The sequence below is a fragment of the Nocardia aobensis NBRC 100429 genome (assembly GCF_000308375.1).
In the GTDB taxonomy this organism is placed as follows: Bacteria; Actinomycetota; Actinomycetes; order Mycobacteriales; family Mycobacteriaceae; genus Nocardia; species Nocardia aobensis.
The window spans coordinates 1-22,208 of the sequence record NZ_BAFQ01000134.1 but is presented as its reverse complement, the minus strand read 5'-3'; the positions used below and the strand labels follow the sequence as shown (position 1 = coordinate 22,208).

Annotated in this window: 23 protein-coding genes; 13 read left to right on the top strand and 10 right to left on the bottom strand. The window is 69.2% G+C overall.

The genetic code is table 11. The features are described 5' to 3' along the window. The first annotated feature begins 95 nt into the window (after window positions 1–95). From cobO to RJ03_RS16865, 3 genes are all read left to right on the top strand, one after another. Window positions 96–710, top strand: coding sequence for a cob(I)yrinic acid a,c-diamide adenosyltransferase (gene cobO, locus RJ03_RS16875; RefSeq protein WP_036503569.1), 615 nt, complete (start codon window positions 96–98; stop codon window positions 708–710). A 13-nt stretch (window positions 711–723) separates the two neighbouring features. Continuing rightward, window positions 724–2,262 (top strand): cobyrinic acid a,c-diamide synthase CobB, encoded by a 1,539-nt coding sequence (locus RJ03_RS16870; protein ID WP_036503509.1) that lies wholly within the window; start codon window positions 724–726, stop codon window positions 2,260–2,262. A gap of 70 nt (window positions 2,263–2,332) precedes the next feature. Further along, entirely contained in the window at window positions 2,333–2,707 is a 375-nt protein-coding gene (locus RJ03_RS16865; RefSeq protein WP_036503508.1) for a cobalamin biosynthesis protein, read from the top strand. A gap of 187 nt (window positions 2,708–2,894) precedes the next feature. Here the strand turns inward: RJ03_RS16865 and RJ03_RS16860 are convergent, their stop codons facing one another. The 3 genes from RJ03_RS16860 to RJ03_RS16850 form a co-directional block, all read right to left on the bottom strand. Beyond that, window positions 2,895–3,404: a hypothetical protein gene (locus tag RJ03_RS16860; RefSeq protein ID WP_157163443.1), complete on the bottom strand. Its 510-nt coding sequence runs from the start codon at window positions 3,402–3,404 to the stop codon at window positions 2,895–2,897. A gap of 161 nt (window positions 3,405–3,565) precedes the next feature. Then, window positions 3,566–4,696: an Rv3169 family protein gene (locus tag RJ03_RS16855; protein WP_051024780.1), complete on the bottom strand. Its 1,131-nt coding sequence runs from the start codon at window positions 4,694–4,696 to the stop codon at window positions 3,566–3,568. Between the two features lie 8 nt (window positions 4,697–4,704). Next, window positions 4,705–5,841 (bottom strand): phosphotransferase family protein, encoded by a 1,137-nt coding sequence (locus tag RJ03_RS16850; protein WP_036503505.1) that lies wholly within the window; start codon window positions 5,839–5,841, stop codon window positions 4,705–4,707. Between the two features lie 357 nt (window positions 5,842–6,198). On the opposite strand from RJ03_RS16850, the gene RJ03_RS16845 reads away from it, so the two are divergent. Then, complete coding sequence (locus RJ03_RS16845) at window positions 6,199–7,539, top strand: DoxX family protein (protein WP_083870881.1); 1,341 nt, start codon at window positions 6,199–6,201, stop codon at window positions 7,537–7,539. A 2-nt stretch (window positions 7,540–7,541) separates the two neighbouring features. Here RJ03_RS16845 and RJ03_RS35065 read toward each other — a convergent pair whose 3' ends face one another. Further along, window positions 7,542–8,510 carry a poly(ethylene terephthalate) hydrolase family protein gene (locus RJ03_RS35065; RefSeq protein WP_051024779.1) on the bottom strand — a complete coding sequence of 323 codons (969 nt, stop codon included), beginning with the start codon at window positions 8,508–8,510 and terminating at the stop codon, window positions 7,542–7,544. Window positions 8,511–8,597: 87 nt separating this feature from the next. Between RJ03_RS35065 and RJ03_RS16835 the strand changes: the two genes are divergently transcribed. From RJ03_RS16835 to RJ03_RS16820, 4 genes are all read left to right on the top strand, one after another. Continuing rightward, a complete protein-coding gene (locus RJ03_RS16835) occupies window positions 8,598–9,005 on the top strand; it encodes a PPOX class F420-dependent oxidoreductase (protein ID WP_036503502.1) in 408 nt (135 codons plus the stop codon). Window positions 9,006–9,160: 155 nt separating this feature from the next. After that, window positions 9,161–9,766: an LGFP repeat-containing protein gene (locus tag RJ03_RS16830; RefSeq protein WP_306304680.1), complete on the top strand. Its 606-nt coding sequence runs from the start codon at window positions 9,161–9,163 to the stop codon at window positions 9,764–9,766. A 70-nt stretch (window positions 9,767–9,836) separates the two neighbouring features. Then, window positions 9,837–11,096, top strand: coding sequence for a uroporphyrinogen-III C-methyltransferase (cobA, locus tag RJ03_RS16825; RefSeq protein WP_036503499.1), 1,260 nt, complete (start codon window positions 9,837–9,839; stop codon window positions 11,094–11,096). 132 nt (window positions 11,097–11,228) lie between these two features. Then, window positions 11,229–12,689: an MFS transporter gene (locus RJ03_RS16820; protein ID WP_036503497.1), complete on the top strand. Its 1,461-nt coding sequence runs from the start codon at window positions 11,229–11,231 to the stop codon at window positions 12,687–12,689. Window positions 12,690–12,711: 22 nt separating this feature from the next. On the opposite strand, the gene RJ03_RS16815 is transcribed toward RJ03_RS16820, so the two are convergent. The 3 genes from RJ03_RS16815 to yaaA all read right to left on the bottom strand — a co-directional run bounded on the left by RJ03_RS16815 (window position 12,712) and on the right by yaaA (window position 15,811). Then, window positions 12,712–13,107 (bottom strand): ankyrin repeat domain-containing protein, encoded by a 396-nt coding sequence (locus tag RJ03_RS16815; RefSeq protein ID WP_036503495.1) that lies wholly within the window; start codon window positions 13,105–13,107, stop codon window positions 12,712–12,714. A 56-nt stretch (window positions 13,108–13,163) separates the two neighbouring features. After that, window positions 13,164–14,834 (bottom strand): three-helix bundle dimerization domain-containing protein, encoded by a 1,671-nt coding sequence (locus tag RJ03_RS16810; protein WP_218000975.1) that lies wholly within the window; start codon window positions 14,832–14,834, stop codon window positions 13,164–13,166. A gap of 212 nt (window positions 14,835–15,046) precedes the next feature. Beyond that, on the bottom strand, window positions 15,047–15,811 hold the full coding sequence (gene yaaA, locus RJ03_RS16805; protein ID WP_036503492.1) for a peroxide stress protein YaaA: 765 nt from the start codon (window positions 15,809–15,811) through the stop codon (window positions 15,047–15,049). 58 nt (window positions 15,812–15,869) lie between these two features. Between yaaA and RJ03_RS16800 the strand changes: the two genes are divergently transcribed. Beyond that, window positions 15,870–17,627 (top strand): proline--tRNA ligase, encoded by a 1,758-nt coding sequence (locus RJ03_RS16800; protein WP_036503491.1) that lies wholly within the window; start codon window positions 15,870–15,872, stop codon window positions 17,625–17,627. 66 nt (window positions 17,628–17,693) lie between these two features. On the opposite strand, the gene RJ03_RS16795 is transcribed toward RJ03_RS16800, so the two are convergent. From RJ03_RS16795 to RJ03_RS16785, 3 genes are all read right to left on the bottom strand, one after another. Next, window positions 17,694–18,119, bottom strand: coding sequence for a hypothetical protein (locus tag RJ03_RS16795; RefSeq protein WP_157163442.1), 426 nt, complete (start codon window positions 18,117–18,119; stop codon window positions 17,694–17,696). 138 nt (window positions 18,120–18,257) lie between these two features. After that, complete coding sequence (locus RJ03_RS16790; RefSeq protein ID WP_036503487.1) at window positions 18,258–18,689, bottom strand: ferritin-like domain-containing protein; 432 nt, start codon at window positions 18,687–18,689, stop codon at window positions 18,258–18,260. Between the two features lie 70 nt (window positions 18,690–18,759). After that, window positions 18,760–19,299 carry a hypothetical protein gene (locus RJ03_RS16785; RefSeq protein WP_084506851.1) on the bottom strand — a complete coding sequence of 180 codons (540 nt, stop codon included), beginning with the start codon at window positions 19,297–19,299 and terminating at the stop codon, window positions 18,760–18,762. 402 nt (window positions 19,300–19,701) lie between these two features. On the opposite strand from RJ03_RS16785, the gene rimP reads away from it, so the two are divergent. From rimP to RJ03_RS16770, 4 genes are all read left to right on the top strand, one after another. After that, window positions 19,702–20,337 carry a ribosome maturation factor RimP gene (gene rimP / locus RJ03_RS16780; RefSeq protein WP_036503484.1) on the top strand — a complete coding sequence of 212 codons (636 nt, stop codon included), beginning with the start codon at window positions 19,702–19,704 and terminating at the stop codon, window positions 20,335–20,337. Next, window positions 20,334–21,362, top strand: coding sequence for a transcription termination factor NusA (nusA, locus tag RJ03_RS16775; protein WP_036503481.1), 1,029 nt, complete (start codon window positions 20,334–20,336; stop codon window positions 21,360–21,362). Before rimP ends, nusA begins: the two co-directional genes overlap by 4 nt. A 63-nt stretch (window positions 21,363–21,425) precedes the next feature. Further along, on the top strand, window positions 21,426–21,806 hold the full coding sequence (locus RJ03_RS36040) for a YlxR family protein (protein WP_081879203.1): 381 nt from the start codon (window positions 21,426–21,428) through the stop codon (window positions 21,804–21,806). A 120-nt stretch (window positions 21,807–21,926) separates the two neighbouring features. Beyond that, the coding region (locus RJ03_RS16770) for a translation initiation factor IF-2 N-terminal domain-containing protein (protein WP_036503479.1) at window positions 21,927–22,208 on the top strand (282 nt) is incomplete at its 3' end.

The window sequence follows — 22,208 nt, the reverse complement described above, 5'->3', positions numbered from 1 at the left end:
CCGGTCGGACCATGCGACGGCCGGACCCGCGCGGCAAGCCGAGGGCGCGGATGTGGGAATGTGATGCGTAGGTGCTCGACCAGGAGGATGCAGCGATGCCGAAGGGCGTTCCGGAGACGATTCCCGACGACGGACTGACCACTCGCCAGCGGCGTAATCAGCCGGTGCTGGCGGTGCACACCGGTCCCGGCAAGGGCAAGTCGACCGCCGCGTTCGGGATGGCGTTGCGGGCCTGGAATCAGGGATTCGATATCGCGGTCTTCCAGTTCGTGAAGAGCGCGAAATGGAAGGTCGGCGAGGAAGCCGCCTTCCGCACCCTGGGCCGGCTGCACGAGGAGACCGGAACCGGCGGCCCGGTGGAATGGCACAAGATGGGCGAGGGCTGGTCGTGGACCCGCAAACAGGGCAGCGAGGACGATCACGCCGCCGCCGCCCTGGCCGGATGGCGGGAGATCGCGCGCCGGCTGACCGCCGAACAGCACCGCTTCTACGTCCTCGACGAGTTCACCTACCCGCTGAAATGGGGCTGGGTGGACGTCGACGAGGTGGTCGAGACGCTGCGGAACCGGCCCGGCAACCAGCATGTGGTGATCACCGGCCGCGACGCCCCGCAGGCACTGGTCGACGCGGCGGATCTGGTCACCGAGATGAGCAAGGTGAAACATCCGATGGACGCCGGGCGCAAGGGTCAGCGAGGTATCGAGTGGTGACGGCGGGCGGCCGATGAGCACTCCGGCCGTGGTGATCGCCGCGCCCGCCTCGGGCAGCGGAAAGACCACGCTGGCAACCGGTTTGATCGGAGCCCTGCGCCGCGCCGGACACCGGGTCGCGCCGTTCAAGGTGGGACCCGACTACATCGATCCCGGGTATCACGGTCTGGCCGCCGGGCGGCCGGGACGCAATCTGGATCCGGTGCTGGTCGGTGCCGAGCGGGTGGTGCCGCTGTACCGGCACGGCAGCGCGGGCTGCGATGTGGCCGTGGTCGAGGGCGTGATGGGCCTGTTCGACGGCCGGATCGACGCCTCGAATCCCGCCCCGATCGCCGAGGGGTCGACCGCCCAGGTCGCCGCGCTGCTCGGCGCTCCGGTGCTGCTGGTCGTCGACGCGCGCGGCCACAGTCAGAGCCTGGCCGCCCTGCTGCACGGCTTCGCGACCTTCGACAGCGGGATCCGGCTCGGCGGCGTGATCCTCAACCGCGTCGGCAGCCCGCGCCACGAACAGGTGCTGCGCGCCGCCTGCGCCCGGGTCGGCCTTCCGGTGCTCGGCGCGCTACCTCGGATGGACGAATTATCGGTTCCGGCACGGCATCTCGGCCTCGTTCCGGCGGTCGAGCACGGTTCCGCGGCGCATGCGGCGGTCGAGGCCATGACCGAACTCGTCGGCGCGCACGTCGATGTGGGTGCGGTCGCGCGACTGGCGGCCGCCGACGTGGACGGGCCCGCGTGGGATCCGATCGGTGAGGTCGCGGCAGCGGCCCCGCATTTGCGGTGGCGGGGTCCCGGAGCGCTGCCTCTCGACAGCACGGCGCCTACGATCGGCAGGTCGCGGATCCCGGCGGAGACGGTGGGGCAGCAGCAGAACGGCGGGCCGGAGACGCTTGCAACCACTTCCGCCTCGGGTAGTGGGGTGCGAGAGTCGGCGCCGATCATCGCGATGGCGGGCGGTCCGGCGTTCACCTTCGGTTACGCCGAACATCGGGAACTGCTGATGGCGGCCGGAGCGCGGGTGGCGGTCTTCGATCCGTTGCACGAGCAATTGCCCCCGGGGACAGCCGGTTTGATCCTGCCCGGTGGCTTCCCGGAGGAGCATGCGGCCGATCTGGCCGCGAATACGCCACTGCTGATCGCGGTCGCCGAGGCCGCAGCCCGAGGCATGCCGATTCACGCCGAATGCGCGGGCCTGCTCTATCTGACCCGCTCGCTGGACGGGCACCGCATGGCTGGAGTCCTCGATGCCACCGCCGAATTCGGACCGCGCCTGACCCTCGGCTACCGGGATGCGGTGGCGCTGGCCAACTCGGTGCTGTGGCGCACGGGAGAACGTGTGCGCGGCCACGAATTCCACCGCACCCGCTTGGTCACCACGGGATCGCACCTACCCGCCTGGGGATGGCGCAACGACGATGCCGCGGTCCGGGAAGGTGCGGTGGCACGTCAGGTGCATGCGTCCTACCTGCACACCCACCCTGCCGGAAACCCCATGGCCGCAGTGCGTTTCGTCGAGGTAGGCAGACGATTCGCCGCGGCATGCTCCAGCGTGTGACGGTGATGAATGTTTCGTCTTCGGGCCCGATCGACAGATACCTTTACCGTAGCCGGACGAGGAGACCTCGATGAGCGGGGCGGTGATCGTGGGACTGGGGGCGCGGCCGGATCCCGCGGCGGAAGCCATCGTGGCGGCTGTGCGGAAAGTGGTGGGGGAGGGCGCGATCCGGTGTTTGGCGACGATCGATCGGCGGGCACAGGAGCCGGGAGTGGTGGCGGCTGCGGCCGCGTTCGAGGTGCCGGTGACCGGGTTCGGTGCGGACGAACTGGCTCACGTCGACGTTCCTCATCCGGGCGACCGTGCGGCCGTCGCGGTCGGCACGCCGAGTGTCGCCGAAGCGGCCGCGCTGCTCGCCTGGGCGCGCTGGGGTCGGCGCGGGCGGTTGATCGTGCCGAAGAGGGCGTTCGGCACCATCACGGTCGCCGTCGCGGAGGAGGAATGACGCGGGACGCCCGCCATACTCGCCGGCTCTGTTTCGCAGGCGGTGCCACGAGCGCCCGTCTCTGATCGAATCGTGGTCCGGCCGCCGTGACGAACCCGGCGGATAGGCGGCCCGAACGAAACCCGGCCGGATCCGCGGTGGTGCGGATTCGGCCGGTCGGATATGAAAGTTGTTTCCCCGCACCGTCTTATACGCAGGCACCGCCGAGGCTCGCGGTCGTCACGATGGTGTATCCGGCGACCGGTGAGAGTTCCGGGAGTCCGTCGTAGTACACCGCGCTGACGACGTGTTCGCCCGCCCGGTCGGGCATCCATCCGATGCTGGCGACCCCGTTGACCACGGGCGCGGTGCCGACGATATTGCCGCTGATCCCCGAGAGGTGACTGAAGAAGTCGACCGTGCCGTGGGTGACGGGGCTGCCGTCCGGGTTGCGCACCGTCGCCACCGCGTTCTGTGCGCAGCCGACCAGCGCCCCGCTGACCGGGCTCAGTGCCGAACCGGACATCGAGACCGCGATCGTGGGGGCCACCGTCGCTTCGGCCGGAGCCGCCCCGACGATCGGGAGGATTGCGCCCGCCAGCGTCCCGGCCGCAAGGACGAACCCGGCCCGGGTGCGGCCGCGCCACGCCCGCCCGGACGACAGCGCCGGGCGGGGGAGAACCTGGGAGGTACCACGCGAAACACGGAAACCGCTCATCGTGCCTGCCTCTCGCTGTGCCGTCCCGGGCCGGCGGCCCGGCGTCGATCCGTCGCAGGCTACCCGAGATCCAGCTCACATCGGGCACGGCTCGCGGAGCGGCCCCGGCAATGCTGCTCGCGGAGCGGCCCCGGCAATGCTGCTCGCGGAGCGGGCTCGGGTTACGGTGCGACCGAGGTCCAATCGGCGAAGCCGGTCGGGTCGTGACGACCGAGGCTGCCGTGTTCGAACAACCCCCAGCCCTCGGCGTCGCCGCACCGCGCCTGTCCGACGTGGTCGATCACGCCCCACGGAATTCGCCCGGCCACCGCCGGATCCGTCAGGTCGTAGCTGCTGCTCGACGACCAGTCGCGCCCCTTCCACTGCCCGTGCAGCCAATCCGGATCGCCGCCGTAACCACAGCCGATATGCAGCGGAATGCAGGTGTGCGCACGCACCTCGACGGTCAGCGGGGAGCCGTCACCGGCGGTCATCTCCAGCCGCGCGGAGACGGGAATCCGCGTGCCGGAACGATAGTCGAGGTGAATGCGCGGCCAGCCGAGCTGTTCGACGCGCCCGTCCGGCCACACCCGCACGGCGTCGTTGAGGGTGCGGAAGCCGTCCGGATTCTCCTGCACGATGACCACGATCGCGAAGTCGTCGAACCGCAGCGGCACGTAGAGCCACCAGAATCCCGCCGCCGGTTCGCTCGCGTCGCGGCCGGGTGGTTCGGTCTCGCCGACCGGCCGGATACCCCAGGACCGGTCTCGGGTCCCCATCCAGATGTCCGGATCGACGGCGATGTCGTCACCGTCGACGTGCAGGGTCCCCGACCAGGAGCCGACCTGGGCGAACCGGGACGCGTCGATGATCGGCCGGCTGCCGGTGTGGATGAGATGCGGCTGCTCCTGGACGGCGGGAAACGACCCGTCCCAGGTGAGGTCGAACGACAGATCGTCGTGCTCGCAGATCACCCGGACGCGCCGCAGCGGTTCGATCACCTCGATGCGATAGCCGCCGACGCTCATATTCAGATCGCGTGGTGGCAGCGCGTCCGAGAATCGGACCGTGCGCTGGATATCGCCGCGGCGGACCGCGGCGTAGGCGTCGATCACGCCGAGATTCGGATAGACGCCGAAGCCGGTGACCAGCATCGTTCCGCCGCTGCGGTCGTGCGCGTTGAAGTAGCTGCGGTCGTAGAAGTTTCGGTCGGTGGTGGCCGCGCGCGCCAGCGACAGCGGCGTCTGGTGCACCGGATATTCGTCCAGCGGAACCGGCGCCTGGTGGGCCGGATGTCCGTCGATGCCTGCCATCAATCTCCTCAATCCCACTGGTAGGTGCCGTCGAGCAGGGCCTCGAGGGCCGCCCGGTGCATCACGTAGTCGTCGCGGTCGTCGGTGTCGGTGTCCTCACCGAAGTGGATCATCCGCCGCTTGATGCGCGCCATCACGATGCCGTGGCGCAGCGCGGCGTAGACGAGATACCACTCCAGATCGCGCGGCCGATGGCCGGTGAGCTCTTCGTAGCGCGCGACCACGTCGTCGCGGCGCAGATAGTCCGGCAGGCCGGGCTGATCGAAACGGGTGGCGATGTCCTGGAAGAAGCGGTGGATGAAGATCAGCCAGGCCACGTCGAGTTCGCGCGGGCCGAGGGTGGCCATCTCCCAGTCCAGCACCGCGACCGGGTCGAATTCGTCGAAGATGATGTTGCCGGGCCGGGCGTCGCCCCAGTTCAGTACGTCGGGTCCCGGATCGGCGGGCCAGTGCTGTTCGAGCCAGTCGAAACCGCGCTCCAGCAACGGGATTCGGTAGCCGTCGTCGGCGAGCGCCCACCGGTACCAGTGGCGCTGGGCGTCGAAGTGGCGGCGCAGTGACGATCCTTCGCCGGCCAGGGCGGGGAATTTCGCCGCCGGGTCGGCGATGGCGTGGACTCTCGCGATGATGTCGACCGTGGCGCGGGTGATCCGCATGCGCTGCTGTGGCGTGGCGTCGAATACCCAGCCGACGAAGACGTACGGCGGATTGTCCTCCGGGATCCGGCCGTGGATCCGTTCCATCACGAAAAACGGTGTGCCGAGGACGGATTCGTCCGGCTCGAACCAGCACAGCCGCGGCACCGGCACATCGCTGTGCGCGCCGACGCCGGCCATCACCGCGTACTGGGTGTCGAGGTCGTAGTTCTCGAAGACCGGGAACGAGCCCTCCTCGGGCGGCATGCGTGCCACATACGAGCCGCCCTCCGTGCGGCCGTCGCGCTCCCAGCTCGCCTCGAACATCACCGAGGAACTGGACATACCACCTGCCTGTGGCCGCGACAGCCCCGTGATCACCGGCGCGGTGGTGCCGGTGAGCTTGCCGGCCAGCCACTGGGTGAGTCGCTCGGCGAGTTCGTCGAGATCGCGAGCGCTGGTGGTCAGTTGCCGCCGCTGCCCGGGGTCGGTATCGGATTCGCCCGACATATCGGACCTCCTGACGGGATGAAAACGTCTGTGCGCCAACTCATTACGCTCGGGCACGGCGGTATCCGGCCCGGCGCGGGTGGCGTGTGGATGAAATGTAACGCGTTCTAGTGCGCGGTGGCACGGAATCGGCGGCGAATTTTCCGCCGTTCCGCTCACCGGGATCCGGTTTGCCCGCGAGATTCGTGCTGCCACGTACGCCGCGCGGAGTAGCGCGGAATCGGGGTCCGGCCCTGAGGACTTTCGCCGCGGGCCCTCGTAACGTCGTGCACCGATCCGCGCACCCCGTTCGCCTCGGCGTTCGGCGACGCAGCCGTGCGCCGGATCCGTCGGGGAGAGGAGTGGGTAGTGAGTGTCATGGTGGCGCAGGCCGAAACGCCGCGGCTGGAACCCGAATCCGAGACGGCGGTGGGCTGGAACCCCCTGACCCGCGTGGCCTTCCGGTTCACGTTCCTGTATTTCGGGTTGTTCTGTCTGATCTATCCGCAGATCGTGTTCGCCTTCACCGGCTGGTTCGGCCGCTGGCTCGACGCCGACGCGGTGCTGTGGCAACCGCGGTTGCTGCGCCCGGTGCTGGAGTGGGTCGGGCGCACGGTCTTCGGCGTGCATCCGGTGCTCAGTCCCAACGGCAGCGGCGACCAGACGATTCTGTGGGTGCTGGTGTTCTGCATCCTGGTCGTCGCCGTCGTCGGCACGCTGATCTGGACCCTGTTCGACCGCCGTCGCGCCGATTACCGGCGGCCGGCCGGGTGGTTTCTGCTGTTGCTCCGGCTGTGTGTGGCCGGTCAGATGCTCAACTACGGTTTCGCCAAGGTCATCCCCACCCAGATGCCCGAACCGATGCTGTCGACGCTGTTGGAGCCCTACGGCAACCTGACGCCGATGGGGGTGCTGTGGAATCAGGTCGGGATGAGCCCGGCCTACGAGATCCTGCTCGGCGCCGCGGAACTGCTGGCCGGGATCCTGCTGTTCATTCCGCGCACGGCGACGGTGGGCGCGATGCTGACGCTGGTGAGCATGGCGCAGGTCTTCATCCTGAACATGACCTTCGACGTGCCGGTCAAGATCCTGTCCGGCCACCTGATGCTGATGTCGATGGTGCTGCTCGCTCCGCAGGCGCGACGGCTGCTGGACGTGCTGGTGCTCGATCGCCCGGTCGGACGCTCGACGGCGCCGTACCCGTTCCGCACCCGCCGGGCCCGCCGGTTCGCGGCGCTGGTGCAGATCGGAATCGGGGTCTGGGTGGCGGTGGCTCTGACCCACGTGAGCCTGCAGTTGTGGGACGAGGGCCCGGGCCGGACGAAACCGCCGCTGTACGGGATCTGGCAGGTCGACGAATTCAGCCGCGACGGGCAGCCGGTCGCGCCGCTGCTCACGGACCGGGACCGCTGGCAGCGCGCGGTATTCGACGTCGACGGGGTCATGCAGTATCAGCGGATGGACGGGACGTTCGTGCCCGTACAGGTGCGGGTCGATACCGGCGCCCATCGCCTGGACCTGCACGCCGTGCCCGGTGCCGAGGGGCAATCCGTGACCGCCGGCGGCTTCGCCTACGAACAGCAGGGACCGGACCGGCTGCGGTTCACCGGCGACCTGGACGGGCATCCGGTGACGGTGACCTTCCGGCGCCAGGATCCGGACGCCTTCCCGCAACGCAGCCGCGGCTTCCACTGGATCCAGGACGCACCCGAGGGGTGAGGTCAGCCGGCCGTCGCACCGATCTGGTTGCCCCAGTGTGGATTCGGAGCATAGAACTCCCCGGTGCCGGGGGCGAAGGCGGCCGCCGCCGCGGCACATCTCCACAGCCGGGCCGCCAGCCACGCGGTCGGATAGCCGAGGTAGCCGTACACGCCGTCGGTGCACGGCGACGAGGCCCGGGCGCAGTCGGGCTGACCTTGGACGTCGTTGTGGTTGGGGCCGACCAGTGTGCCCCACGCCTTCGTCACCGATGCCGGCGTGGCCTCGTAGTAATCCTGGTTGGACTGCAGTCCCGGAAGCGCCCACAGCTTCTGCGAGGGGGAGATCAGCGCGTCGTCGGAGCCGTTGACGAAGAACACCGAACCGCCCGCCAGGCGACGAGTGTCGGTGCAGCTCAACCGGTTCGAGCAGAACGACTGGGCGGGCAATTCGATCGGCACGGCGGTGCGAATCAGCCCGCCGGATTCGATCATCGCGTTGAGCGCCCCGGTGGCGCCCTGGGAATGTCCGACGGCGCCGATCGCCGAGGTGTCGAGCCGATCGTGGAAGACACTCGCCGGATCGGCGGCTCGATCGATGAGATACCGTGCCGCTCCGGCGATGTCGACGCCGGAGCCGGTACTGCGATTCTCGGTCGCGATCACCACGAAACCCCAGGACGCCAGATGCCGCAGCAGATGGGCGTACTGCCGGGGTTGCGCGTTCGTGCCGTCGCCCCAGGTGATGATCGGATGGCGAGGACCGCGCGCGGCCACATCGGTCGGATACCAGATGTCGTAGGCGGCGCCGGTGCTGTCGCAGCAGCCGAATCCGTAGTGCTCGGTGACCTGCCACGGCCCCGGCTCCGAGTAGCGGGCCTCGGTCGGGCCGCTCGCGCGATAGGGGTCCTGGGCATACGCGGTGGCGGCCACCGCGGCGGCGACCGCCACCGTCACCAGCACGGTCAGAACCTGCAACACCGCTCGGCGCATGTTCGCAGCATAGAACGCGCCGAGCGCACCGTGACGTACCGGCGGCGAGCGGGAATGAGCGTGCGCGGCACCCGGTTGTGTCGTGGCATGGGTGCTGAACTCTCCGACGACCTGAAGAAGATCCTCGACGACACAAAGGTTTTCGCCACGCTGGCGACGATCGGCCGCGACGGGCAGCCGCATCTGACCGTCACCTGGCTCCTGCGCGAGGGCGAGGACCTGCTGTACTCCACCACCGTCTCGCGTCAGCAGTACAAGAACGTGGTGCGCGACCCGCGGGTGACGATCATGATCAACCCGCCGGACAATCCGTACGTCTACGCGGAGATCCGCGGTACCGCCACCGTCACGCCCGACCCCGACAAGGCCCTGCCCGACCGGCTGTCGGCGAAATACACCGGCCTGCCGTACGTGGAATTCAATCCCGCCTCCGTCGCCGACGCCGAGCGAGTGATCGTGCGGGTGACCCCGGAACGGGTCAACGGCCGCCTCTGAGCCGACTTCCGATGCGACCGAATTCACCTCGTGTAATTCTGTGAGATGAGTCTCGACTGTGATACGGCGAGCGTTGCAGAGCCGGTGTAACCCCTGCAGGATGACGGGGGCGGCAGCTTCCGTCGCACCAACTTCGCAGGTAAAGGGAGTTTCACTTGGCTTCGTCAGGTCGCAGACAGAGTAGACGCAGCACGCGCCGGACCGGGCTGCGCACGGCAGCCGCGGCCGCCGCCGCACTGGCCGCGCTCACCGGCACGGGCGCCGGAATCGCGGCTGCCCGACCGGTCGGCGCGTTCGATGTCGGCGGGGCGATCGAGAAGGAATACGACCGCGCCGGCGGTACCGCGGTCCTCGGCAACCCGACCGGACCGGAGTCCGACGCGAACGGCGGCAAATTCCAGGTCTTCGACCGCGGCTGCTCGATCTACTGGTCCGTGGGCACCGACGCCCATGCGATCTGCGGCCTGATCCGCGACAAGTGGGGCTCGATGGGCTGGGAGAACAGCCCGCTGGGCTTCCCGCTCACCGACGAGGCCAAGGCCGGCAAGGACGGCAAGGGCCGCTTCACCCGATTCCCCGGCGGCGTCATCGTGTGGTCGGCGAACACCGGCGCGCACCCGGTGTGGGGATCGATTCTCGGCATGTGGGAAGGCAGCAACGCCGACGGCGGCCGCTACGGCCTGCCGACCAGCGACGAATACGACTACAACGGCGGCAAGGCCCAGGATTTCCAGGGCGGCCGGATCACCTGGAAGCCCTGATAATCCCAGCCTGCGGCGTCGCGACGGGTGATTGCGGAGTTCGCCCGGCCACGCCGTAGGCTGAAACCTTGTGCCGAATACGACAGACGACCAGCAATCCGGTGACCCGAACTACGTCGTCGGGCTCGATCTGGCCGGCCGCCGCGTCGTCGTCGTGGGTGGCGGCTCGGTAGCCCAGCGCCGACTCGGACTGCTCATCGCCAGCGGGGCCGATATCGAGGTGATCAGCCGGACGGTCACCCCCGCGGTGGAGGGGATGGCCGCCTCCGGTCAACTGCGCATCTCCCAGCGGGCCTACGCCGACGGTGATCTCGACGGCGCCTGGTACGCGATCGCCTGCACCGACGAGCCCGAGACCAATGCCGCCGTCGTCGAGGAGGCCACCCGCCGCCGCATCTTCTGCGTGCGCGCCGACAACGCCCGCCTCGGCACCGCCGTCACGCCCGCCAGCGCCCGCTACGACGGGCTGACGCTCGCGGTGCTGGCCAGTGGGCGGCACCGCCGATCGGCCGCGGTGCGCACCGCACTGCTGGAGGCGCTGCAATCGGGTGTGATCGCCGACGACTCCGAACCCGTGACACCCGGTGTCGCGCTGGTCGGCGGCGGGCCGGGCGACCCCGATCTGATCACCGTGCGGGGCCGCCGGCTGCTCGCCCGCGCCGATCTGGTCGTCGCCGACCGGCTGGCGCCGCCGGAGCTGCTCGCCGAACTCGGACCGCATGTGGAGGTCGTCGACGCGGCGAAGATCCCGTACGGCCGCGCGATGGCGCAGGAGGCGATCAACACCGCCCTCGTCGAGGGTGCCAAGGCCGGCAAATTCGTGGTCCGGCTCAAGGGCGGCGATCCGTACGTCTTCGGCCGCGGCTACGAGGAACTCGAGGCGTGCGTGGACGCCGGCGTACCGGTGACCGTGGTTCCGGGCGTCACCTCCGCGATCTCGGTGCCCGCCCTGGCCGGTATTCCGGTGACCCACCGCGGCGTCACCCACGAATTCGTGGTGGTGAGCGGGCACATCCCGCCCGATCACCCGGATTCGCTGGTGGACTGGCCCGCACTGGCCCGGCTGCGCGGCACCCTGGTGCTGCTCATGGGGGTGGAACGCATCGAGAAGTTCGCCGCCGCGCTCGTCGACGGTGGCCGCGCCGCCGCCACGCCAGTCACCGTCGTTCAGGAAGGCAGCCTGCGCACCCAGCGGATCGTGCGCGCGGATCTGTCCACGGTCGCCGAACGTGTGCGCGCCGAGGGCATCCGGCCCCCGGCGATCATCGTCATCGGCCCGACCGCCGGTTTCACCGCGGGCGCGCCGGATGCCGACGAGCAGGCCGGTTAGGTCCGCGGTGCGTGCCCGGGACAGGGGTACAGCCGTGTCGAGTGTCGCGTGGACAGCGCGAGTACGCATTCGGCTGGCCGGTGCCGATATCCGTTACAGTGAGTCACTGTGCTCGATAACCCCGCTGCGACGATGCAATATCCGGTGACGAAGCGGGCCTTCGGGTTGCCGATCCTGGTCCTGTCCGGCCTGCAGTTGATGGTCGTACTGGACGGCACGGTCGTGATCCTGGCGCTGCCCGCCCTGCAACGTCACCTGGGCCTGACCAGTTCGGGCAGTGCGTGGACGGTGACCGCCTACGGTCTCACCTACGGCGGGCTGATGCTGCTGGGTGGCCGTCTCGGCGACTCGTTCGGGCGCAAAAAGATGCTGCTGCTTGGTGTTTCGTTCTTCACGCTGGCCTCACTGCTGTGTGGGCTGGCGCAGAACGAGGCCATGTTGATCTTCGCGCGGGCCCTGCAGGGCACCGGCGCGGCCATCGCCGCACCCGTGGCGATGGCGCTGGTGGTCAGCACCTTCGCACCCGGGCCGCCGCGCAACCAGGCGATCGCCATCTTCGGTTCGATGATGGGTGTGGGCTCGGTCGGCGGACTCGTCGTCGGCGGCGCTCTGGCCGAATGGAACTGGCGGCTGATCTTCCTGATCAATGTCCCGATCGGGCTCCTGATCATCCTCGGCGCGGCCTTCCAGCTGCACGATTCGACCCACCACCGGCTGCCCCTGGACGTGCGCGGCGCCTTCCTCGGCACCCTCGGCTGTGTGGGAGTGGTGTTCGGTGCGACCGAGGGCCCCGATCTCGGCTGGACCAGCCCGTATGTCATCGGCGCGCTGATCGCCGGTTTGCTGCTGCTGGTGGCGTTCGTGCTGGCCGAACGGTCCGCCGTCAATCCGCTGCTGCCGCTCACACTCTTCCGCGATCGCGACCGCTCGATCACGTTCATCGCGCTGCTGCTGGGCTCCGGTGTCCTCGGTGCGATGACCTACTTCGTCGCGCAGTTCCTGCAGAACGTCGTCGGCTACAGCCCCCTCGTCGCCGGTCTGGCCTCGATTCCGTTCACGATCGGCGCCGGCATCGGTACCGGCGTGGCGTCCAAGGCCGCGCTGATGATCCGGCCGCGCTGGCTGCTCGCGGGTGCCGCGGCCGTCCTGGCGGGGGCGCTGTTCTTCGGCTCCACGCTGGACCGCTCCGTCGAATATCTGCCGACCCTGCTGGTGCTGCTGGCGGTGGTCGGTATGGCGATCGGTTTCGTGATCGTGGTCGGGCCGCTGTGCCTGCTGGTGGGCGTGCCGGTGAACGAGGTCGGTCCGCTGTCGGCGATCGGCCAGATGATTCTCACCCTCGGCACCCCCTTCGCGGTCGGCCTGCTGACCCCGCTGGCGGCCTCGCGCACGCTCTCGCTCGGCGGCCGGACCGACCGGACGTCGAATCTGACGCCCACCGAGGTCGCGGCGCTGTCCAGCGGTTACACGTTCGTCCTGCTCATCTGCGCGATCGGTGCCGTGATCATCGGACTGCTGGTGCTCACGCTGCGCTACACCCCCCAGCAACTCGCCGAGGCCCAGCACGCGCAGGAGGAAGCGCAGCAGGTGTAACGCCTGCGGCCGATCGAGCGGCTCAGCGGCGATCGAACAGTTCCAGCAGCTCCGTTCTGCCGAAGACGGTCGCCGATTCCCGAGCCGACGGGGTGCCGGCGTCCGGGTCGGCCCCGGCCGCCAGCAGGGCCTTCAGAATGTCGTCCTCACCCTTGAATACCGCTCCCGCGGCCGGCGTCTGGCCGCGATCGTTCGCTCTATCGGGATCGGCGCCGCGCTCGAGCAGTGCGGTCACGGCCGCCCGATGCCCGTGGTAGGCGGCCAGCATCAGCAGCGTGTCGCCGTTGTCGTTGGTCAGATTCACCGGAACGCCCGCGTCGATATACGCCGCGAGCGTCGCGGCCTCGCCCGTGCGGGCCAGCTCGAAGACCTTGGTCGCCAGTTCGACCAGGTCCGGATCCACGCCGTCGGTAGCCACGGGCCATTACTACCACGGCGGGGCGGGGAGCCGGGGAACCGTCGACCTGTGCTCGATCAGTTGTAGGAACGCGCGACCCCGTCGAGAAGGTGTTCCAGGGTGTCGTAGGTCGGCGGGTCGACGATGTCGACCACATCCGGGGCGACCGGAATGTGGTGTTCGGCGGTCACCGCGGTGAACTGGGAAGGATCGGCGGTGCGGAAGCCGTGTTCGGCGGCCAGACGCTGCAATTCGGGATCGGTGCTCAGCAACTGCCCGACCCGATCGCCGGTGGCGGTCAGCGGGACCAGCGTGTGCCGGGACAGCACCGTCGGGGACGGGTACAGCATCACCGCGTCGGCGGGCAGCTTGCCGGCGACGGCGGCCTCCACGAACTGAGATTCGTATCCCCACACCATGGGCGTGGGACCCATTCCGGCGGCGAGATATTCGCCGAACGGTCCCGCGCTGGAGTTCTCGGTGTACCCCTGTCTGGTGAACAGTCGCGACACCTTCGAGAGGACGAAATTCTCGGCGGCCGGGCCCTGCACGATCGCATCGTCGTTGGCGACGTAGGCGGCCACCGCCAGATACATCGCCGCCGAATTGGAGGTCCGCGGGTCGGTGGTCGAGATCAACACGTTCTTGCGCACCGGATACGCGGTGTTGCCCTCCAGCTGATCCCACTGCGTGCCCTGCTGCGTGAGATCGAGATACCGCCGCATATCGAACGCCGGCACCGGCCCCTGCCGGACGATTCCCGCGCGGGTGAGCAGATCCACGATCGGCCGGAAACTCGCGACCACCATCGGCGAGGAGAACGGCGTGTATTTCGCGGTGATCCCGCGCTCGCGCTGAATCCGTTCGGCGGCGAGGCTGCTCGACGGGAAGGCGAAGTCGTCACCGTCCAGCTTCACCGACGTCGCGATCTGCCGAGATCCGGCCGGATCGACCTCCAGTCGAATCCCCTTACGCGCCAGGGCATCCACTACGCGCTGGTCGGTGAAGAAGCCCATCTTCTCCGACCCGACCACGCCGTGCGCGACGGTCAGCGCGGGAGCCGGGGCCGGGGCGGCGCCGTCGCCGCCGCGGAAGCCGAAGGCCACCACCAGTGCCACGACCACGACGACCACCGCGGCCGCTACGGCCAGGATCCGCGGCTGTCGCAGCGCGGTCACGAGGCTCGGTGTGGACGTAGTCGCGGAGGCCGGGCTCGGCGCGGTCTCGCGGTCCGGTTCCGGCGGAGCGTCACTGGTGGGCGAAATCTCCGCCACGGTCTCCGGTTTCGTCGGTTCGGCGGGGGAGTGGCCGGACGAGACCGCGACGGTGGATGCCGCGGAAACCGCCGGCGATTCGAGGTGTTGCCGCTCGTCCGCCGTGGTCTCGACGGGGGCCTCGGCGGCAGAGTCGATAATCGAATTACGTTGAGGTGCAGTGCTTTCGGCGGTGTCCTCCTCGATCGAGGGCGCCGCGACCCGTTCCGGAACAACCGGCGCGGCAGCGTATTCGAGCTCGTGCGAGGGGTCCTCGGCCTTGGGTGGCGGTGGGGTGTGCTGCAATTCGCGGCGCACGATGCGTTCCACCAGAATCGGCACGAAATCGCGCACGGCGTGGCCGTCGAAGCGCCGGCGCACCTGGCCGACCAATTCCTGTACCAATTCCGGGGAATGGCTGCTGCCGTAATGGCCGACCAGTCGATCGGTCAACTGACGCAGTGCCTTTTCTTCACGGTCGGTGGCGTCACCCACGCCGAACTCCTCGCCCAATCGCATCCCAACGGCAGCGGTCGGCCGGCCGCGCCGAAGTTACGATAGCGAGCCGGAATACCCGTTCCGTGCGGCCATGTTCGGGCCCGGACGCCTTGAAATATGCTGGTGGAGACGCATTTTTCGGCGATTGTTCCCGTGGTTGGGCAGGTCGCATTCGGCTCGAATTACGTCGGCGGTCACCGAGAATTCACTCACGTGAGGACCAGCAGTTCGCTCGACGACGCGATTTCCACACGCAGCCCGGCCTTTTCGGCTATCCGAGCCAGCGCCCGGATATCGCCGGGTTCGGCGCGGGTCGATACCAGGGCCCGCGCCAGCAGCCCCTTGTGATGTTTGTTGAAATGGCTCACCACCGTGCGGCTGCCGTCCGGGCGTTCGGTCAGTACGGTCGCGGTCACCGCGCCGGGCAACCGCCCCAATTGCTGATAGGTCCCCGAACGCAGGTCGACGACCAGCTGACCGGCCGTCGCTTCCCGCAATGCCGGGGCCAGCACCGGTTTCCACAGCGAAGCCAGCGTCGGCAGGCCCGGCAGTTTCGAACCGCCGGAGAGCCGATATCCCGGAATCGCGTCTCCCGCGCGGACGACCCCGAACAGCGCCGAACCTATCGCCAGCCGCTCCTCGGCGCGAGCGCGCTGTGTCTTGGTCAGCGAACCGGCGTCGAGTGCGTCGTAGAGCACACCGGTGTAGCGCCGCAGCGCGGGTGCGGTCGCGGCGGTCCGCAGTGACGCGTTGCGGGCGAGCGCGGTCTGCAAACCCTCCGCGCCCGCGCCGGTCGCCTTCCCCAGCCCCAATGCCACCCGCGCCGCCTCCGGGTCCGCGGCCAATTCGATCAGCTCGGTGATCAGCTTGTCCCGCACGGCGGTGAGCTGCGGTAACCACAGGGAATCCAGATCGAGCGGACCGAGAGTTCCGCCGTCGGACTTGGTTTCGGAAGGAGGCAGAATCACCAGCACGAGCCGATACGGTAATGCCCTGCAGGCATCCACGCAGCAGCGGCTAGTCTGTGCATCCGTGATCACCCGTCTCTCGCACCTGTTCCTGCGCACCCTGCGCGACGATCCCGCCGACGCCGAGGTGCCCAGCCACAAACTTCTGGTCCGTGCCGGATATGTGCGCCGGATCGCGCCGGGCGTCTATTCGTGGTTGCCGCTGGGTTTGAAGGTGCTGCGCAAGGTCGAGGACGTGGTGCGTCAGGAGATGGACGCGATCGGCGGCCAGGAGATTTCGCTGCCCGCGCTGCTGCCGCGCGAGCCGTACGAAACCACCAATCGCTGGACCGAATACGGCGACAGCCTTTTCCGCCTGCAGGACCGCAAGGGCACCGACATGCTGCTCGGACCCACCCACGAGGAATTGTTCGCCCTGACGGTCAAGGGTGAATACAACTCCTACAAGGATCTGCCGGTCACGCTGTACCAGATTCAGACCAAGTACCGCGACGAGGAACGGCCGCGTGCCGGAATTCTGCGCGGGCGCGAATTCGTCATGAAGGACTCCTATTCCTTCGATCTCGACGAGGACGGCCTGAAGGCCAGCTATGCCGCCCACCGCCAGGCATATCAGCGCATCTTCGCCCGGCTCGGGGTCGAATACGTGATCGTCGCCGCCACCTCCGGCGCGATGGGCGGCAGCGCCTCCGAGGAATTCCTGGCCAGCAGCCCGATCGGCGAGGACACCTATGTGACCTGCCGCGAGTCGGGGTACGCGGCCAATGTGGAGGCCGTGGTGACCCCCGCGCCGCCGGAGATCCCGATCGAGGGGCAGCCGACCGCCGTCGTGCACGACACCCCGGGCACGCCGACCATCGCGTCGCTCGTCGACTGGGCCAACGACGCCGGGATCGCCGAACAGTTCGGCCGCCCGGTGACCGCCGCCGACACGTTGAAGAACGTCATGGTGAAGTTGCGCCACCCCGACGGCAAGTCCGAGATCGTCGGCATCGGCGTGCCCGGTGATCGCGAGGTCGACGCCAAGCGGCTCGGCGCGAGCCTCGAGCCCGCCGAGGTGGAGTTGCTCACTGACGAGGACTTCGCCGCCAACCCGTTCCTGGTGAAGGGGTACATCGGTCCGAAGGCGCTGCTGGACAACGGCGTTCGCTATCTGGTCGACCCGCGCGTGGTGACCGGCACGTCGTGGATCACCGGCGCCGACGCCTCCGGCAAGCATGTCGTCGGACTCGTCGCGGGCCGCGATTTCACCCCCGACGGCACGATCGAGGCCGCCGAGGTCCGCGACGGCGACCCCTCACCCGACGGCCGCGGGGTGCTGCACTCGGCGCGCGGTATCGAGATCGCCCACATCTTCCAGCTCGGCTACAAGTACACCGATGCGTTCGAGGTGGACGTGCTCGGTGAGAACGGCAAACCGGTCCGGCTCGTCCAGGGTTCCTACGGGGTCGGCGTCTCCCGGATGGTCGCGGTGATCGCCGAGCAGATGCACGACGAGAAGGGCCTGCGCTGGCCCGCCGAGGTCGCCCCCTTCGATGTGCACGTCGTCATCGCCAACAAGGACGAGGCGGCCCGCGCCGGCGCCGAGGAGGTCGTCGCCGGTCTGGACGCCCAGGGCCTCGAGGTGCTGTTCGACGACCGGACCGCCTCGCCCGGCGTCAAGTTCAAGGATGCCGAATTGCTCGGCATGCCTTGGGTTCTCGTCATCGGGCGGGGCTGGGCCGACGGCAAGGTGGAACTGCGGAACCGTTTCACCGGGGAATCCGAGGACATTGCGGCGGCCGCGGCCGTCGACACCGTGCTCGCGAAGATTCGCGGCTGATCGCTCGCGGGCACCCGGTCGTCCGGACCGGGTGCACCCGCGCGGTCCCGGTGCCGGCGACGCGCGCTACGGCAGCGGAAGGCAGGAGCTGCCGGTGTTCAGGCCGCTGCCCACGACGTCGACGGTGATATAGCTGCTCGACGTGTAACTTCCGGGCTTGAACTGCTGCGCCGTGATGTTCTGCCGCCCGGTGTATTTCGGCGTCCACGCCATGGTGACCGTGCCGTTCTCGGGGTGATAGACCGGAGTGCCGGCGATAGGTTCGCCGTTACCGGGGACCGACCCGCCACTGTTGATGAACGTCACCGTGCGGTCCGGCACCGGGGTGTCGACCGTCGCGGTCAGCGTGGCGGAACATCCGGTGCGCAGCCCACTCGCCCCGGCGTCGACACGCACGCCCGTGACGTCGGCGCCCGCTACGCTCACGGCGAGCAGCGAGCCGAGTGCCCCCGCGGCCGCCGCCGCACCGATCCGTCGCATTCCCACTGCCATACCCGTTCTCCTTCGACGTATCCGCGCGGCACCGGCCGCACACCGGAGCACGCTACCGGTGTTTCGGCTCCACGAGTGATGCGCGGATACCGGGCGCGATGTGTGCGGCGGGACAGTCGTCGAGGGGCCGCCCGAGGCTCAGGGCCGGCCCGGGAACGGTGTGGTCGCGGGATTCACGCCGAGGATCGACTGCCAGGTGGCCAGGCGGATGGCGCATTCGGTGAGGGCCTCGGTGCCGGTGCGGCGGCGATCCGGGGTCGTGGAGTGTTCCACGACCGCACGCCAGGCGACCGCGGTGTCGGTTTCCACGGTGACGGCGAGTTTGGCCGCGGGGATGGGATCGTCGACCGGGAAGGGCGGGGTGTAGGCCGCGGCGGGGGCCGGGACGCTCGCGCCGGCCGCCTTCAGCGCATCGGCGGTGGCATCGCGGCGGGCACGGTGGGTCGCGGTGAATTCGGCGACGATCTTCGCCCGCTCCGGGGACGCGTAGGCCGCGATGAGGCCGTAGGCGTAGACCGCGGTGTATTCGGCGTTCAGCGCGTCCAGCAGCGCCTGCTGATCGGTACTCACGCGGTGTCCTTTCTGGCGTGTGCGGGGCGCTGCGTGGTGACGCTGCGCTGCCGCCTCCGCGCCTGACCGCTCACGCCAGCACCACCGCCACGTGGGCGCCGCAGCAGGCGCTGATCGAGGCGAGCAGGCCGGCGCGGTATCCGGTCTGGGCCGCGGCCAATTCGGCCGCTGAGTGCTGGGAGTCGGTGAGCCGGGCCCGCAGCGCGGCGACGGTCGGCGGCGGGGTGGGAGCGGGCGGTTCGGTGACGGGTGGCGTCGCGGATTTCGGTTTCGTGCCGTCGCCGTACACCCCTACCGCGCGGTCGATCTCGGTGCGCAGCGCATCGGCGTGCTGGGCGCGCTGTGCGGCGACGACGGTCAGCGCGGCGGTGTGTTCCGGCGCGGCGGCGATCGCCGCCTTCGCCCACACGGCGTCGGTACGCGCCGATTCCTCCTGCGACACAAGCACATCCGGTGCGGACGGCTTGTCGTCCGAACAGGCCGCGACCGCGCTCACGGCGACGAGCGCGACCACGCCGCCGCCGGCCGAGCGCAACAGCGAGCGGCGGTCGAGGCGCGGGGGGACGGTCCGATCCGGCGGCACCGGAATCACATCGAGACGGCTGGGCACGCCTACATCGTGCCAGTGATCATCATCGGCCCCCGCGCCCAGCCCGCCGGCATGCCTCGCTCGCGTCCGTTCGCCCCGGCGCCGCTTTCCGTCCGCGCAGCTGAGCCCGGGTGCCGCCATCGGTGCGCGGCCCGGCCCCGCCCCACCGGCCCCGCGAAGGAATGCTCCCGTCCGGAAGGGACGTGGCCCGTCGGCCGGTCGTTCGGTCAGCCTCGGGCAATCTCCGGCCCGACGGCGCGCAGCAGAACCCGACCCGGGCCGACTCGACCGGGTTGGCTGGTCCTTTACACTCTTGCAGCGCGTTACGCTAGACCTCCGGCGGAACAATCCGCGGGACATGCGCGCCGACCATGCCGGACCAGGACCAATACCGCGTCACAACTGAACCAGGAGCCGCCCCATATGCCGATGCCGACCGAGGAAAGGGTGAGCCAGCTCGTTGCTGGGCTCGTCGAACGCCGAGGGCTCGACCTCGAGGGCGTGCACATCACGGCCGCGGGCGGGCCGCAGGCGCGGGTGACGGTGACCGTCGACGGCGACGAGACCGTCGATCTGGACACGATCGCGGAAGTGAGTTCCGAGATCTCCGAAGCGCTCGACGAGGCCGCCGATCTGGGCGAAACCCCCTATCTGCTGGAAGTCACCACCCCGGGTGTCGAGCGCCCGCTGACGGCCCCGCGTCATTGGCGACGGGCTCGCGGTCGCAAGGTACGAGTGCGGATGCGGCCGGGTGCGCAGACCCCCGACGGTCCCTCCAGCTTCGACGCCCGGGTCGGCGCGAGCACCGATACCGAGGTGGCCCTGGTGCTCGGCGGTAAACGCGCGCCCCACCGGGTGAGCGTGCCGCTGGCCGATATCGAGTCCGCGGTCGTCCAGGTGGAGTTCTCACCGCCCGGTGCGGCGGAGATGGAACTCGCCGGGGGCGTGGCCACGGGCCGCCCGGAACCGGGCGCCGCCGATCAGGCCGTCGATCCGGCCGCACCCGCCGTCCGGGAAGAACACTCAGTAGTTGCGCCGACCGAAGGGATCGTGGAATGAACATCGAAATCGAAGCCCTGCGTGCGATCGTCGCCGATAAGGGAATCTCGATGGAGACAGTGCTCTCCGCGATCGAGTCGGCTCTGCTGACCGCTTATCGGCACACCGAGGGCCACGAGCCCAACGCACGCATCGACATCAATCAGAAGACCGGCGTGGTGCGCGTGATGGCCACCGAGACCGACGCCGACGGCAACGTCGTCTCCGAATGGGACGACACTCCCGAGGGCTTCGGCCGCATCGCCGCCACCACGGCGCGCCAAGTGGTGCTGCAGCGGCTGCGCGACGCCGAGAACGAGAAATCCTTCGGTGAGTTCTCGACGCACGAGGGCGATATCGTCGGCGGCGTCGTCCAGCGCGACGCCCGGATGAACGCCCGCGGCACCGTCGTGGTGCGCATCGGCAGCGAGGCCAACGGCGCCGAGGGAGTGATCCCGCCGGCCGAGCAGGTCCCCGGCGAGACCTACGAGCACGGCGACCGCATCAAGTGCTACGTCTACGGCGTCTCCCGCGGCGCGCGCGGCCCGCAGATCACGCTGTCGCGCACGCATCCGAATCTGGTGCGCCGGCTGTTCGCGCTCGAGGTGCCCGAGATCGCCGACGGATCGGTGGAGATCGTCGCCGTGGCCCGCGAGGCCGGCCACCGCTCCAAGATCGCGGTGCGCTCCACCGTGCCCGGCGTGAACGCCAAGGGCGCGTGTATCGGCCCGATGGGGCAGCGCGTGCGCAATGTGATGAGCGAGCTGGCGGGCGAGAAGATCGACATCATCGACTGGGCCGAGGATCCGGCCGCCTTCGTCGGGAATGCGCTGAGTCCGTCGAAGGTTGTCTCGGTCACGATCGTCGATCCGGAGGCCCGTGCCGCCCGGGTCGTGGTCCCCGATTTCCAGCTGTCGCTGGCGATCGGCAAGGAAGGTCAGAACGCCCGGTTGGCCGCGCGATTGACCGGTTGGCGCATCGATATCCGCTCCGACGCCGCCCCCGACGTGGCCGGATCGCCGCGACCGCACGCCCAGCACGGGTAGGCCGCGCCGGGACGGCAACGCGAGTGCGGAAGTCAACCAGGGGCTGGATGCGGAGATCGGGACATGGCAGCGGTACAGTGGACACAGGCTCAGCGCGAGTCTTCGGTATCCGCACTTTCCGCCCAGGTCGGTGCTCGGGTGAGAACCCGGACTCCCGGTCCGGTCCGGACCTGTGTCGGATGCCGGAAACGCGAGCTGGCCGCCGATCTGTTGCGGGTCGTGGCGCAATCGCCCGGCAGCGCTCCCGACAGGGACGCCGTCGTCGCGATAGTTCCCGATCCGCGGCGCAGACTTCCCGGGAGGGGTGCCTGGTTGCACCCCGTTTCGGCTTGTCTGAGCATGGCAGAGCGGCGCCGAGCGTTCGGCAGAGCGCTACGAGTGTCCGGAAAACTGGATATCTCAGCCCTGGAGCACTACGTCGAGAACAGGCACGAGCACTCATGAGCACACCGTGAAGTACCAACGATGAACGGCCATCGAAGATAACCCGAGGTCGTGCGGGCGTCCTGACCCCTGAACGGGGAGCAAGAGACTGTCGCGCTCGACCTCTCAGTGAGGAGAGCAGTGGCAGGCAAGGCCCGCGTGCACGAGTTGGCTAAAGAACTCGGTGTCACGAGCAAAGAACTACTCGCAACGCTCAAGGAGCAGGGCGAGTTCGTGAAGTCGGCGTCGTCGACGGTGGAGGCACCCGTCGCGCGTCGGCTCCGGGAGTCGTTCGCGGCGAAGTCCGCCCCGTCCAACGGCTCCGCGAAATCCTCCGCGAAACCCGGTCCCGCCCAGGCACGTCCGGCCGCCAAGCCGGCCGCCGGTGCGACCCCGGGTCCGCGTCCCGGCCCGCGTCCGGCT